Source organism: Micromonospora sp. MW-13 (genome assembly GCF_003434305.1).
Classification (GTDB): Bacteria; Actinomycetota; Actinomycetes; order Mycobacteriales; family Micromonosporaceae; genus Micromonospora.
Genome location: NZ_QKKX01000013.1, coordinates 35,862 through 49,208 on the forward strand (window position 1 = coordinate 35,862; position 13,347 = coordinate 49,208).

The window sequence follows — 13,347 nt, forward strand, 5'->3', positions numbered from 1 at the left end:
CGGGAACTGCCGGGGATCACCCGGTCGGGTGACGCCCGCCGGCCGGGGCGGGGGCACTCAGGCCGGGGCCGCGCGGCGGACGGCGGTGAACAGGGCGGCCAGGGCGACCGCGACGCCACCGGTCCCGGCCAGGGCGAACGTCAGCGTGGTGCCGTGGTGCTGGGCCAGCCAGGTGAACGCCGCCGCGCCGAGGCCGCCGAGGGAGAAGTGGATCGTCCAGAACGCAGCGGTGACCCGGCCGAGCAGGTGCTCCGGCGTCACCTCCTGGCGCAGCGACAGCGAGCAGATGCCGCCGACGCTCAGGCAGCCGAAGTAGACCAGCAGCAGGGCGCCGACCTCGGCGGGCCGGCGGGTCGGCGCGAGCGCCACGACGGCGACGCCGGTGAGCGCCACCGCGCCGGTCCAGCACGCGGCGAAGCCGAACCGGCGGCGCAGCGAGGCGACCGCCAGCGAGCCGGTCACCGTCCCGGCCGCGCCGGCGGCCAGCACCAGGCCGACCGTGCCGTCGCTCTGGCCGAGCCCGTGCTTGAGGTGGTAGATCACCACGTCGTCCATGCCGTAGGTGAGCAGGATGAAGACGGTCAGCAGCCCGGTCAGCGGGCGCAGCACCGGGTGCCGCAGCAGGAACCGCGCCCCGGCGAGGAACTCCGCCCAGGGTCCCGTCCGTTCCCCCTGCTCGGCTGCTCCGGCGGTCCGCCGGGGCAGCCGGACCAGCGTCAGCAGGGCCGCGGAGAGCCCGAAGCTCGCGGCGTCGACGGCGATCGCGCCCGCCGGGCCGAGCCAGCCGGACACCGCGCCGGCCAGCGCCGGCCCCACGACGGAGGCCAGGGCGCCGCCCGCGTAAAGCCGGCCGTTCGCCCGGGTCAGCTCCGCGCCGGGGACCAGGCCGCGCATCGCGGTGACGGCGGCGACCTGGAACACCATTCCAATCGCCGCGGCCAGGGGCAGCAGCACGAACAGCGGCCAGACCGGCGGGGCCGGGGCCAGCCACCAGACCAGCGGGATCACCGCGAACAGCAGCATCCGCGCCGCGTCGGCGCCGATCAGCAGCGCCCGCCGGTCGCACCGGTCCACCACGACTCCGGCGAACAGGCCGGCGACCACCGCCGCCGTGCCGGACACGCCGGTGAGCAGGCCGGCCGTGGCGATCGAGCCGGTCGCGTCGAGCACCAGCAGCGGCACGGCGAGCTGGGCGAACGAGTCGCCGAGCACGGAGAGGATCTGCGCCGACCAGAACGCGTTGAAGCCGCGGCTGCGCCCCAGCGAGGCGGGCGCGGCCGGCTGCCCCGTGATCGTCACCGGGCCGAGCGTAGCCGCCCACCCACCCCGGCGGGGGCGACGCCACCGGCCAACCGTCACGGCCCCGGGTCGCGCAGCCCCACGCAGTCCAGCTCCCAGAACGTCGCCGCGTAGACCAACGTCCCGGTCATCCACGGCTCGTACGTGGACAGCGCCGCGACCTGGAACGCCGCGTCGGGGATGCGCAGCGACGGCTTGCGGAACCCCCGGGACGCCCCGGGGACGAACCCGAGGCGCGGGTAGTAGCCCGGGTCGCCCTCCAGGAACACCAGCGGCACGCCCCGCTCGTCGGCGACCGCCAGGGCGCGCCGGACCAGCGCCGCGCCGACGCCCCGCCGCTGCCGCTCGGGGAGCACCCCGAGCGGGCTGAGCACCTGCACTCCGACGAGCCGGCGCGGCGCGTCGAGCAGGCTCCGGGACAGCAGCACGTGCCCGGCCACCCCGCCCTCGTCGGCGGCGACCAGCGACAACGCGTCGGGTTCGGCGCGGCGCAGGGCGTCGACCAGGTCGGCGACCACGCCGCCGTGGTCGCCGAAGGCCCGCCGGTGCACCTCCCGTACGGCCTCGTGGTCCTCGGGCCGCTCCGCGCGAATCTCCATGGCCGGGCACGCTAGCCACCCCGGGGCCCGGGCCGCCAGCGGATATCGGGCCCGATTCCCCGAGGTGGTCGCTGACCCCGGTACCCGACGGCCCCGGCGGCCGTGGCACTGCACCACCCACAGTCGGCCACCTGGCCGGGAGCCACGCTCCGCGCCCGAGTCGCATTTCTTACACCGGTCGATGCCGCGCCCCACCGGGTAGGGACTGAGCGAATAGGATGTTCTGGGTGAAGGAGAGTCATGGCCGTCAGCCATGGCCGGTCCGCATCCGTGGCGACAGCGGCCTGATCCTGGGCAGTGGGACGCTCCTGGGCGACCGGCACGTCCTCACCTGCGCCCACGTGATTGACAGCTCGGCCGGCCGGCGGGGGGCGGCGACGGGCGACCCGCCCGCCACCCGGGTCAGGGTCGACCTGGTCCGGCTGCCGCACCTGGCCGCCCGGTCGGCGCGCGTGACGCCCGGCGGGTGGGCCCCGCTCGACAAGGACGGCCACGGCGACGTCGCCCTGCTCGAACTGGCGGATCCGGTCCCCGACCAGCAGGGCGCGGAGTTGCGCCGACTCCCCCTCTGGCAGCAACACGTCTACGCCTTCGGCTTCCCGAGGGAGTTCAGCGACGGCGAGACCGTCCACGCCGTCCTCGACGGGCAGGTCGGGCCGGGCGGGGAGCAGGTGCAGATGACCCCGGCGAACCCCGGGCTGTGGGTGCGGAGCGGCTTCAGCGGGGCGGCGGCCGTCGACGAGCGGACCGGCCACGTGGTGGGCATGGTGGTCTCCTACTACAGCGACCCGGCCGCCGGCCGCTCGTACCTGGTCCCGGTCGAGACGATCCTGCGCCATGTGCCCGCGGTCGCGCGGTGGGTCGTCGGCGGGTCCTCGGTGGACGGGGAGCTCACCTCGCTCGGCGCGGGCCACCGGGACGGCCCGGCCGCGCTGCGGATCGCCCGGCTCTACGCCCGCCGCTCGCCCGAGAACGTCCTGGTGATCGTCACCGGCCGACCCGGGTCCACGGTGTCGGCCGCGCTGCGCCGGGCGGTGGTGCTGTCCAACCGGGAGCTGCGGCCGGCCTCGGCCGGCCCGGCCGAGGCGGACGGCGACCCCACCGTCCCGCCGCTGGGCAGCATCGACCTCTCGCTGGACGCCACCGGCAAGCCGCCCCGGGAGCTGGCCGAGCGGATCCTGGAGTTCGTCGGCGCGGGCGAGCAGGCGACGGGCCCGGTGGGCGACCTGGTCGGCGCCGCGGTGCCGCGATCGGTGCTGATCGACGGCGTGGACGAGTCCACCGACCCCAAGGAGCTCCTCGCCGAGGTGGTCGGGCCGATCGTCGACCGGGCGGCCGAACGCGACCTGCGGGTGCTGCTGGGCTTCCGGGCCCCCGCGATCGACGTCCGGCTCGGGCTGCTCGCCCGGCGGATCAACGGGCTGCGCGCCGCCGAGGAACTGGCCCGTGCGCAGCACAGCGAGCTGGCGGCGCTGCTGACCGGGCTGCCGACGGTGCCCGCCCGGGCCACCCGGCTGCGGGTCCGGCTCACCGCCCTACGCGCCGCCGCCGGCCAGCCCGACCCGGGTGCGCTGGCCAAACACCTGGCCGCCGTGGAGCGGGCCACCGACCGGGCCCTGCACAAGATGGCGGAACTGCGGCGGCGGCTGACCGAACTGGCGTCCGCGCACCAGCGGCTGCGGGGGCTGCTGGACGCGCAACGGGCCCGCGCGGTGGCCGGCGGGCTCACCGAGCACCCCGGGCTGGGAGCGGCCTACCGGCGGGCCCATGACCTGCTCTGGGCCGGCCCCGGCGAGCTGACCGAGGCCACCGCCGCCGTGCACGGGTACGCCGACCAGGTCCGGCGCGCCCTCGATGACCGGCGGGAGGGAGAGCCGTCCTGATGCGCTGTCCGCGTACCCCCGGATGCCCCGGCGCCGTCGACACCGACGGCTTCTGCACGGTCTGCGGCCTCGCGCCCGAGCCCGGGCGCCCGGCGACGCCGCCCGCGTTCCCGGACGGTCCGGCGGCCGGGGAGCCGGTCGGGGACAGCTCCTGGACCGTGGCCGGCCTCGTGTCGCTGCCGGTGCTGTCCTTCCCCCGACACGGCCGGGTCTCGCCCCCGCTCAGCGTGCCCGAGGAGAGCCGGTCCTGCACCCGGTGCGGCGGCCGGGTCGGTCGGGGTGGGGCCGACCGGCTCGACCACGGCTACTGCCCCGCCTGCGGGACGCCCTTCGCGTTCGTGTCCGCCCTGCACCCCGGCGACCTGGTGGCCGACCAGTACGAGGTGGTCGGGTACCTGGCCCAGGGCGGCCTCGGGCAGGTCTACCTCGCCGAGGACACCCACCTGGACCGCAACCCGGTCGCCCTGAAGCGGCTGCTCAACAAGACCAGCGCGGGGGCGCTGGCGATCGAGGTCTCCGAACGGCGGTTCCTGACCACGCTGGATCACCCGAACATCGTCCGGATCTTCAACTTCGTCACCGCCGAGGACCGGCTCTTCGGCGGGCAGACCAGCTACATCGTGATGGAGTACCTCGCCGGGATGTCGCTGCACGAGCTGCTCCTGGCCGTCCGCCTGGGCCAGCCGGGCGTCACGCTGTCGCTGGTGGACATCCTCGCGTACGGCCACGAGATCCTCACCGCGCTGGAGTACCTGCACGGCAAGGGCCTGCTCTACACCGACCTGCACCCGGGCAACGCCATCCGGACCGGGGACCGGATCAAGCTGATCGACCTCGGCGGGGCGCGCCGGGCCGACGACGACACCAGCCCACGGATCCGCACCCCCCACCCGTACCGGGTCAGCGACGAGGAGATGGCGACGCACGGGTTCACCGTGCGGTCGGACCTGTACGCGGTCGGGGTCCTGCTGGAGGAGCTGAGCAAGCCCCTCGCCCGACCGCTCGCCCCCGACCCGGTCGGGGAGGAGTCCTTCCGCCGACTGGTCGGCCGGGCCAAGGCGGGATGGCGGCGGCGCTTCGCGTCCGCCACGGAGATGTCCGAACAGCTCAGGGGGGTGCTGCGCGAGCTGCTGCGGGACCTGCCGGCGGACCGGGCGCAGGAGCCGTCGGCCGTGTTCGCGCCGACCGCCGCGCTGCTCGACGCGGGGCTCGGCGCGGTGCCGCCGCTGGCCGCCTGGATCGAACCGGCCACCGGTGAGCTGCCGCACCACGGCCGCCCGGGCCCGGCCGCCGTGGCCGTCGGCCTGCCGGTGCCCCGGCCGGCGGCCGGCGACCCGGCCACGCCGGCTCTGGCCCTGATCGGCACCCTGGACCCGCGCGGCCTGCTGGCCCGGCTCGCGGCCGTCGAGGCGGAGTCGGTCGAGCTGCACCTGGCCCGTTGCCGGGCCCACCTGGAGCTGGCCGAGCCGGGCCCGGCCGGGCAGGCGCTGGCCGCCGCCCGCGCCCTGCTCGGCGAGGACGCGGTGGCCGACTGGCGGTTGACCTGGCACGAGGGGCTGCTGGCGCTGACCCGGTCCGACGTGGCCGGGGCCACCAGGTGGTTCGACGAGGCGTACCGCGAACTGCCGGGCGAGGTGACGCCGAAGCTGGCGCTCGGCTACTGCCACGAGCAGCAGGGTGAGGCGGAGCCGGCGGGTCGGTACTACCGCGCGGTGTGGCGCCGGGACCAGTCGGCGGCCAGCGCCGCGTTCGGGCTGGCCCGGCTCCGGCTGGCCGAGGACGACCGGGCAGCGGCGGTGCGCTGTCTCGACGAGGTCCCCCGCGTCTCGCGGCACTACGACGCCGCCCGGATCGCCGCCGTCCGGGTGCTCGGGACGTGGCTCGGCACCGACCCGCCCGAGGCGGCCGAGGTCAACGAGGCGGTCCGCCGCCTCGACGAGCTGCGGCTGGACGCGGGCGCCCGGCACGGGGAGTCCCGGGACCGGATGACCGCGGCGATCCGGCAGGCGGCCCTGGACCTGCTGCTGGCCGACGGCGCCGACGGGCTGGCCGGCGGCGGGACGCTCGGCGGCGAGGTGTCGGAGCGCTCGGTACGGACGCTGCTCGAAAGTTCCCTGCGCGCCCTGGCCCGGCAGGCACGCACGCCCAACGACCACGGCGTCCTCGTCGACCGGGCGAACGCGGTCCGGCCGCTGACCGGACTCTGACCCGCGGAGGAGCGAAACAGTGCGCAGCAGGCTCGACTTCGACCTGACGATCGGCCACGACAAGTTCCTCTCCACCAGGGACCGCGAGCTGCACGCGATCCTCACCGTCACCGCCCGGGCCGGACAGGCCCGCGCCGGGGCGGACCCGGACGGGCCGGGACACGCCGAGGTGATCGTCATCGACTGCTCCGAGTCGATGACGTATCCCCCAACCAAGATCGCCGCTGCCCGGCGGGCCACCGCCGCCGCCGTCGCCGTGCTGCCGGACGGGGTCCGGTTCGCCGTGGTCGAGGGGACCCACGAGGCCCGGGTGGTCTACCCCCGGCACCGTGGCCTGGCCAGTTCCTCTCCCGCGACCCGCCGCGAGGCGCGGCAGGCGGTGAGCAAGCTGGTCGCGATCGGCGGCACGGCGATCGGCACCTGGCTGGAGCTGGCCCGGGAGCTGCTGGCCGCGCACCCCGAGGCGATCCGGCACACGCTGCTGCTCACCGACGGTCGCAACCAGCACGAGACGCCGCAGCGGCTGGCGGAGGTGCTGGCCGGCTGCGCGGGGCAGTTCGTCTGCGACGCCCGGGGCATCGGCGACGGCTGGGAGCCCCGCGAGCTGATGCGCGTCGCCGGGGCGCTGCACGGCACCGCCGACGCGGTACGCCAGCCCGCCGAACTGGAGTCCGACTTCCGGGAGACCATGCGGGCGGCGATGGCCAAGCAGGTGGCCCAAGCCCGGCTGCGGATCGCCCTGGTGCCGCCGGCCCGGGTGCTGTACTGCCGGCAGGTGTACCCCACGGTGACGGACCTGCCGGTGGCCCCGGTCGACGCCCGGACCGTCGAGTGCCCGACCGGGTCCTGGGCCGAGGAGAGCCGGGAGTACCACCTCTGCCTGGAGGTGGACGGGACGAACCGGCCGAGGGGCGAGGACGTCCGGGTCGCCCGGATCGACCTGCGGGTGGGCGACACTCCGGCCGCCCGGCCGGAGAACGTCCTGGCGCACTGGACCGACGACCTGCTGCTGTCCAGCCGGATCGATCCCCGGGTCGCCCACTACACCGGGCAGGAGCAGCTCAGCCAGCTCATCGCCGACGGGTGCGACGCGTACGACACGGGCGACCGGGAGGCCGCCGTCGGCCTGCTCGGCCGCGCGGTCGAGGTGGCCACCGCCGCCGGGGACGCCCTGCACCTGGAGCAGTTGCGGCTGCTCGTCGACGGCGTCGACACCGGCACGGTACGCCTGCGCGAGGACCTCGCCCGGCTCGACGTGATCAACGCGGCGCTCCGGTCGTCGTTCACGGTGCACGACGGCGAGGCCGGGTCGGTGCCGCCGCCCGCGCCCGCCCCCGACGACCCGCCCCGGCTCTGTCCCTGCGGCCACCGGTCGCCGCCCGGGGCCCGGTTCTGCGAGCGCTGCGGCGAGCGGTTGCCGACCGGCGACGAGGCCGGGCCGGTGCCGGCGTGAGCCCGGACCGGCCGACCAGCACCACCCGGCGGACGCTGCTGGGGTTCCTCGCCGCGCTGCTCGTGGGCATCGTGGCCACGCTGGGCGGCTGCCTCGCGGTCTTCGTCGGGGTGCACCGGAGCACCGCTGCCGCCCACGACCGGTCCGTGCCGGCGGTGCTGGCCGTGTACGACGCCCAACTCGCCCTCCGGCAGGCGCACGGCGCGGCCCTGGCCGGCTTCTCCGGCGGCACCCGACTGCTCGCCGACCCCGGCGAGGACTACCGGAACCAGATCGCCCGCGCCGGCCAGCAGCTCGCCCAGGCCGCCGAGGACAACGCCGCCGGGGAGGACGGCAGCCGGGACATCCAGGTGGTCGAGGCGTCGGTGGTGACGTACACCGGCCTGGTCGAGCGGGCCCACGCGTACTTCGCGCAGGACGGCGGCAACGCGCGGGGCACCGCCACGCTGTGGGACGCGTCGATCCTGCTGGAGGAGATCCTGCGCCGCCTCGACCGGCTCGGGGCCAAGCAGATCGACGCGCTGGACGGCCAGGCCGACGGCCTGTGGACCAGCGGGGCGATGACGCTCCTCTGGCTCGTGCCGGTGCTGGCCCTGCTCGCGCTGCTGGTCGCCGCGCAGCGGTTCCTGCGCCGCCGGTTCCGGCGCCGGCTGAACGTGCCGCTGCTGCTGGCGACGCTCGCGGTGGTGGTGATGGGCGCGACGGCGGCGATGAGCCTGTGGTCGGGCCACCAGCTCGCCGACGCCCGGGCCGAGACGGGCCAGGCCGCCCACGACCGCGAGGCGCAGCTCGCGACGCTGTCCGCCCGCGACAGCGACCGCCTGTCCGCCCTGCTGACGGCCGCCTGCGGATCGCCGGGCTGCCCGGAGACGATCGCGCGGGTCAGGCAGGACGCGAGCCCGGCGCCCGCACCGTCCGCGGGCAGCGCGGCGACGACGCCCGCACCGCAGGTCACCGAGGCCGGTGCCCGGCACGGCGAGGACGCCGCCCGATCCGCCGAGCGCGCCGCCGACAGCCGGGCCGGCGAGGTCGTCCTGCTCGCCGCGGCCCTGTTCGCCCTGGCGATGGTTGCCCTCGGACTCCTGCCCCGCCTAGAGGAATACAGGTTTCGACAGCGATGAGACGCGTAGCCCTCGCCCTGGTCCCGGTCCTGCTGGCCGCCGGCGGCCTCGTCGCCTGCACGCAGGCCCGCACCCTGAACGTCGTCGCGTCCTGGACCACGGGCGACGACGACGAGTCCGACGTGGACAGTGGCGACGCCGAGCGGAGAAGCGGCAGCGAGGCCGGGCCCTTCCTGGCGGTGCTGAAGGCCTTCACCAAGAAGACCGGCATCAAGGTCATCTACCAGGGCACCCGGGACGTCAGCCAGGTGCTCCGGTCCGGGGTCGACCGGGGCCGGCCGCCGGACGTGGCCGTGCTGCCCCGGCTCAACGACCTTCAGACGTACGTCCAGAGCGGCGACCTGCGCGCGCTCGACGACGTCCTCGACCCGCAGGAGCGGGCGGACCTCGCGCCGCAGTTGCTCCCCCTGCAGGGCCCGCGCGACGAGCGCCCCCGGGTCTACGGCCTGTCCGTCGGCGCCCACGCCAAGAGCCTGGTCTGGTACGTCCCGGGGGTGCCCGGCGGCCCCACCGCGCAGAACCCCCCGGCCACCTGGGCGGAGCTGGTCGGGCTCACCCGGGACATCCAGGCCCGCGGGGGCGTGCCGTGGTGCCTCGGGATGGGCGCGCAGCCGGTGTCCGGGTGGCCCGGCACCGACTGGATCGAGGACATCCTGCTGCACCAGTCCGGGCCCGCCTTCTACGAGAGCTGGGCGGCGGGTCAGGAGGCGTGGACGTCCGCGCGGGTACGGGCCGCCTGGAAGGCGTGGGGCGAGCTGGTGGCGGCCGGCCGGCGCACCGACAACGCCCTGCTGACCACCTTCGACGCGGCCGGGCTGGGCATGTTCACCGCGCCGCCGAGGTGCCACCTGGACCACCAGGCGTCGTTCATCGTCCGGTCCTACCAGTCGCAGGACCCACCCCGCGGGTTCGACTTCTTCCCGTTCCCGTCGGCCGGCCCGGCGGCGGCCGACCCGGTTCGGGAGATCGCCGAGGACGTGATGGGCATGTTCCGGGACACGCCCGAGGCCCGGGAGCTGATCCGCTACCTGGCCGGCGACCCGGCCCGCGCGGTGTGGCAGGAGGCGAGCGGCCACCTGGCGTTCACCCTGAACGCGGGCACCGACCCGACCGCGTACCCGGACGGCCTGCCGCGCCGGATCGCGCGGACCCTGACCACCGGCACCCGCTGCCGCGACGCCTCGGACATGATGCCGGCGACGATGACCGCGGCGTTCCAGTCGGCGGCGCTGCAATTCCTGGACGACCCCGCGCTGCTCGACAGGCTGTTGACCGAACTCGATACCGTTCGGGGCCGGACGCCGAAGGACCAGTGGATGAGGCTGTCCTGCCTCAGCGCCTGACGGCAGTCGATCGAGAAAGGACGTGGCCGATGACCGAGGTGGTCGAGTTCGCCCTGGATGGCGGCGGCAGCGTGCTCGTCGCGGTGGACGACACCCCGGGGATCGCTCCTGCCTCCGCCGCCGAGGACGTGCTGCGCAAGGCCGGGGTGAGCTTCAACCGGGCGATCGGTCAGGCGCGCGACGCCGCATCCGCCGCGTTGACCGAGTTCCGCTCCATGGCCGACCGGCCGGACGAGGTGGAGATCAGCTTCGGGGTCCAGCTCAGCGCCGAGGCGGGCGCGCTGATCGCCCGTACGGGGGTGCAGGGCCAGCTCCAGGTGACCGTGCGCTGGCACCGGTCCCCCGCCGCCTGACCGGCGCCCTTCCACGTCGGGGTGCCTCGGACGGTTCGTCCGCTCGCCGGCGGAGCGCCCGGTCCTAGCTCCCGTCGGGGGCCGGGACGTGCACCTCGCACCAGACGATCTTGCCCCGGGGATCCGGGTGGCAGCCCCACGCGGCGGCGAGGGTGTCGATCAGCCACATGCCCCGCCCGCCGAGCGCCTCGAAGTCCGGGCGGGCGAGCACCGGCAACTCCGGGTTCGAGTCGGTGACCTCCACCCGGACCTGGCCGGCGCGCAGGCCCACCCGCAGCCCGAGCGGGGGCGCTGCGTATCGCACGGCGTTGGTGATGATCTCGCTGGTCAGCAGCACGGCGGTGTCGGCGACCTGGTCCGGCACCCGCCACCGGTGCAGGTGCTCGGCGACGAAGCGGCGACCCTCGGCGCTCGCGGTGCCGGCGTTGGGCAGAACGGGCAGGGTCGCCAGGTACGGCCAGTGGTGGGAGGAGGAAAGCGCGGAATCCGGCGGCAACAGGCGCTCCAGAGACGATGGCTGGCGGCGCGCGGGGTCCTCGTCGGTGCCCATCGGATCGCCGCCGACCGGCGGCTGACGTCTCCCAGTGTGGCACGCCGGGTACGGCAGGGCAGCGGCGCAGCCACCGTCGCGGCGTCCTCGCGGTGACCCGCCGCCCTGCGGAGCTTCGACGTCGGCGGTCCCGCCCGGCCGGGGTGGCCGCCGGGGCGCGCCGACAACGCCCGCGCCCGCCGCCAAGGCCCGCGCCTGCCGCCCGTCCGAACCGTCGACCTCAGTCGGCCGGCGCCGGGCGGCGGCACCACGACGAAGACCCGCAGAGGTAGTTCGGCGGTTCGGCGGCCCCCGGCCGCGATCGGGCCGAACCAGTTGCCGCGTTCAATACAATGCGGAACGTCGACCGACCCGCTGCCCCGAGGTGATCCACGTGCCGCCGTCCTCAGCCAGGAAGCCGGAGCGCCGGCGCGGGTCGCAGCCGCCCCGGGCCGACGGCCGGAACTCGCCACCCGACGCGGGGTCGCCGCACCGCGCCGGCCAGCACGCCGACCAGGCCGGACCCCGGGCCGACCAGGCCGGGGCCGGACAGCCGGCCCCCCGGGAGAAACGATCAGGCCGGGAGAAACGATCAGGCCGGGAGGAACGGTCGGCCACCGCGGACGGGCAGCCGCCCCGCTCGGACGGGCAGCCGGACGTCCCGCCGGCCCGCCTCTCGCGGCGCGGGGTGTTGTGGGCGGCCGGAGGCGCGCTGGTGAGCGCGGTCGTCGGCGCGGTGGTCGCCGAGGCTGCCAACCGGCTCACCTCGTCCGAGCAGGCGGTGCGCGACGACGTCGCGGTCGAGGAGGCCAAGCGGGCGACGGCCCAGCGGAAGCCGCCCCTGTCCGTCAACGCCTACTACTACGACCGGTCCGACGACGCCGTGGCCTACCTGTTCGCCCAGCCGTTGACCGCCGAGCAGCAGGAGCGCCTGCGCACCCGGCCGGAGGAGTTGCTCGCCCCGGCGGCCCTGGCCTCCGCCAGCGGGGTCAGAACGGTGGTGGGGGTTGCCGAGCAGCACCCGTACCGGTCGTTCACCCGGGTCCGGCTGTCGGTGGTCGGCCAGTGGACCGGTCCCGTCTTCGTCACCCGGATCCGGGCCCGGGTGCGGCAACGCTCGTCGCCGCTGTCCGGCGCGTTCCTGTTCCAGGGGAGCGAGGGTGGCGGGGAGCCGCTGCCGATCGGGTTCGACCTGGACGCGACCGACGCCGTCGCGCGGGTCCTCGAACCCGACGGGCGGCTCGGTGCGGCGTACCTGGACCGGCACTCGCTGAGCCTGGCGCCGGGCGAGCCGCTCTCCGTGGACGTGCAGGCCCAGACCGACCGGTCGTACTGCGAGTGGGTCATCGAGGTGGAACTCGACCTCGGCGGCGAGCAGCGGGTGCTCACCGTCGACGACGACGGCCGGCCCTTCCGGAGCAGCAGCCTGGCCCCCCGCTACCAGGACCGGCACCACGCCCGGCTCACCGGCGGCTGGAGCGCCGACGGCGCCGGCCCGCCGGTGTGGCGCAAGTGAGCGCCGGCCGGAACCGGCTGGTCCGGCTCGTCGCCGTCGGGGTGCTGCCCGCGATGCTGGCCTTCGTCGTCGTCCACGCCCTGCGGGCGGGTGACGGCGAGGATCATCGGGGACGGTCGAGCGGCGGCGGGGACGTCGACGCGACCGGGCCGGCCGAGGCGCTCGACCTGACCGCCACGCTCGTCGGCACCCGCTACCAGCGCGAGCCGACGTTCCAGGTACGGCAGGAGCGGGCCGCGGTGAGCCCGCCGCCGGAGGTGCGGGACTGCCGCCAGTTCGCGGCGTGGGCGCAGCGGGAGGGCGGCGTCCCGGCCGGCCCGGATCCCGTCCACATCCTGTCGTTGCACGCCCGGCGCAGCGTGGACGTGCAGTTCATCGGCGTCGTCGCGGTGCCGGTCGCGCAGCCCTCCCTCGACACGCAGGGGCCGTGGGTCGAGCTGGCCTGCCGCGACGCCGCCCCGGCCGCCACCGGCCCCCCAGCCGCCACCAGTTCCCCGGCCGCCACCAGTTTCCCGGCCGACGACGGTCCCGCGTACGTCGGCGCCCAGCGGCACGTCCTCACCGCCGGGCAGGCCGTGGAACTGCCGGTCGACCTGGACCCGCCGTCCGGTCCCGACCGGGCGTTCCCGCCCGGGATCGCCGACTACTACCTCCAGGTGCGGATGGAGGTCGACGGGGTGGAACAGACCCGGGAGTTGCGCAACGGCACCGGGTACTTCCGGTGCTGCGGACGCACCACCTTCATGGGCTTCCAGGCCGCCCGGTACGAGTGGACCCTCTCCCCGGCGCGCGTCCTGCGGTACTGCGCCGAACTACGGTATGTCGACCGGCCGCCACCACGGACCTGCGCGCCGCGCGAGCCGGCCTGAGCACGCCGTTCCCGGGCGCGCCGGTCCCCACTGACGGCGGCCAGGTCAAGGAGTACGTCGAGCTGGCCGTCGTCCGCTGCCCCGGTGCCGACACCGGGCTGACCGGGCACCGGCTGACCGGGACGTGGGACGGCCGGCCCGCGCTGCCGCTGGCGTACGCCGCGCTGCGCTGAGC

The 13,347-nt window shown here is 76.0% G+C and carries 11 protein-coding genes; 8 read left to right on the forward strand and 3 right to left on the reverse strand.

What is annotated here, in order from left to right; all coding sequences use genetic code 11:
• Window positions 1–57: 57 nt before the first annotated feature.
• Together C5N14_RS10225 and C5N14_RS10230 are read right to left on the reverse strand one after the other, a co-directional pair.
• A complete protein-coding gene (locus C5N14_RS10225; RefSeq protein WP_207892689.1) occupies window positions 58–1,299 on the reverse strand; it encodes an MFS transporter in 1,242 nt (413 codons plus the stop codon).
• Between the two features lie 56 nt (window positions 1,300–1,355).
• Window positions 1,356–1,898 carry a GNAT family N-acetyltransferase gene (locus tag C5N14_RS10230; RefSeq protein WP_117667843.1) on the reverse strand — a complete coding sequence of 181 codons (543 nt, stop codon included), beginning with the start codon at window positions 1,896–1,898 and terminating at the stop codon, window positions 1,356–1,358.
• Between the two features lie 227 nt (window positions 1,899–2,125).
• Here C5N14_RS10230 and C5N14_RS10235 point away from each other — a divergent pair, with 227 nt between their 5' ends.
• The 6 genes from C5N14_RS10235 to C5N14_RS10260 are packed head-to-tail and all read left to right on the forward strand — an operon-like array spanning window position 2,126 to window position 10,258.
• On the forward strand, window positions 2,126–3,781 hold the full coding sequence (locus C5N14_RS10235; RefSeq protein WP_165878069.1) for a serine protease: 1,656 nt from the start codon (window positions 2,126–2,128) through the stop codon (window positions 3,779–3,781).
• On the forward strand, window positions 3,781–5,988 hold the full coding sequence (locus tag C5N14_RS10240; RefSeq protein ID WP_117667845.1) for a serine/threonine-protein kinase: 2,208 nt from the start codon (window positions 3,781–3,783) through the stop codon (window positions 5,986–5,988). Before C5N14_RS10235 ends, C5N14_RS10240 begins: the two co-directional genes overlap by 1 nt.
• A 19-nt stretch (window positions 5,989–6,007) precedes the next feature.
• Window positions 6,008–7,441 carry a VWA domain-containing protein gene (locus tag C5N14_RS10245; protein WP_117667846.1) on the forward strand — a complete coding sequence of 478 codons (1,434 nt, stop codon included), beginning with the start codon at window positions 6,008–6,010 and terminating at the stop codon, window positions 7,439–7,441.
• Window positions 7,438–8,562, forward strand: a complete 1,125-nt coding sequence (locus C5N14_RS10250) for a hypothetical protein (RefSeq protein ID WP_117667847.1) — start codon at window positions 7,438–7,440, stop codon at window positions 8,560–8,562. The genes C5N14_RS10245 and C5N14_RS10250 overlap by 4 nt, the downstream gene beginning before the upstream one ends.
• Window positions 8,559–9,905 (forward strand): ABC transporter substrate-binding protein, encoded by a 1,347-nt coding sequence (locus C5N14_RS10255; protein ID WP_117667848.1) that lies wholly within the window; start codon window positions 8,559–8,561, stop codon window positions 9,903–9,905. Before C5N14_RS10250 ends, C5N14_RS10255 begins: the two co-directional genes overlap by 4 nt.
• A 29-nt stretch (window positions 9,906–9,934) precedes the next feature.
• Window positions 9,935–10,258, forward strand: coding sequence for a CU044_2847 family protein (locus tag C5N14_RS10260; RefSeq protein ID WP_117667849.1), 324 nt, complete (start codon window positions 9,935–9,937; stop codon window positions 10,256–10,258).
• A 64-nt stretch (window positions 10,259–10,322) separates the two neighbouring features.
• Here the strand turns inward: C5N14_RS10260 and C5N14_RS10265 are convergent, their stop codons facing one another.
• Window positions 10,323–10,754 carry an ATP-binding protein gene (locus C5N14_RS10265; protein ID WP_165878070.1) on the reverse strand — a complete coding sequence of 144 codons (432 nt, stop codon included), beginning with the start codon at window positions 10,752–10,754 and terminating at the stop codon, window positions 10,323–10,325.
• A gap of 427 nt (window positions 10,755–11,181) precedes the next feature.
• Between C5N14_RS10265 and C5N14_RS10270 the strand changes: the two genes are divergently transcribed.
• Together C5N14_RS10270 and C5N14_RS32065 are read left to right on the forward strand one after the other, a co-directional pair.
• The gene (locus tag C5N14_RS10270) at window positions 11,182–12,303 is read left to right on the forward strand and encodes a hypothetical protein (protein WP_128763548.1); all 1,122 of its coding nucleotides are present in this window, start codon (window positions 11,182–11,184) and stop codon (window positions 12,301–12,303) included.
• Window positions 12,300–13,172 (forward strand): hypothetical protein, encoded by an 873-nt coding sequence (locus C5N14_RS32065; RefSeq protein ID WP_165878071.1) that lies wholly within the window; start codon window positions 12,300–12,302, stop codon window positions 13,170–13,172. Before C5N14_RS10270 ends, C5N14_RS32065 begins: the two co-directional genes overlap by 4 nt.
• Window positions 13,173–13,347 lie beyond the last annotated feature (175 nt).

Bases quoted from the DNA above. Each gene is read 5' to 3' on its own strand.
- C5N14_RS10260 (WP_117667849.1), top strand. From the start codon at position 9,935: ATGACCGAGGTGGTCGAGTTCGCCCTGGATGGCGGCGGCAGCGTGCTC.
- C5N14_RS10255 (WP_117667848.1), top strand. From the start codon at position 8,559: ATGAGACGCGTAGCCCTCGCCCTGGTCCCGGTCCTGCTGGCCGCCGGC.
- C5N14_RS10230 (WP_117667843.1), bottom strand. From the start codon at position 1,898: ATGGAGATTCGCGCGGAGCGGCCCGAGGACCACGAGGCCGTACGGGAG.
- C5N14_RS10240 (WP_117667845.1), top strand. From the start codon at position 3,781: ATGCGCTGTCCGCGTACCCCCGGATGCCCCGGCGCCGTCGACACCGAC.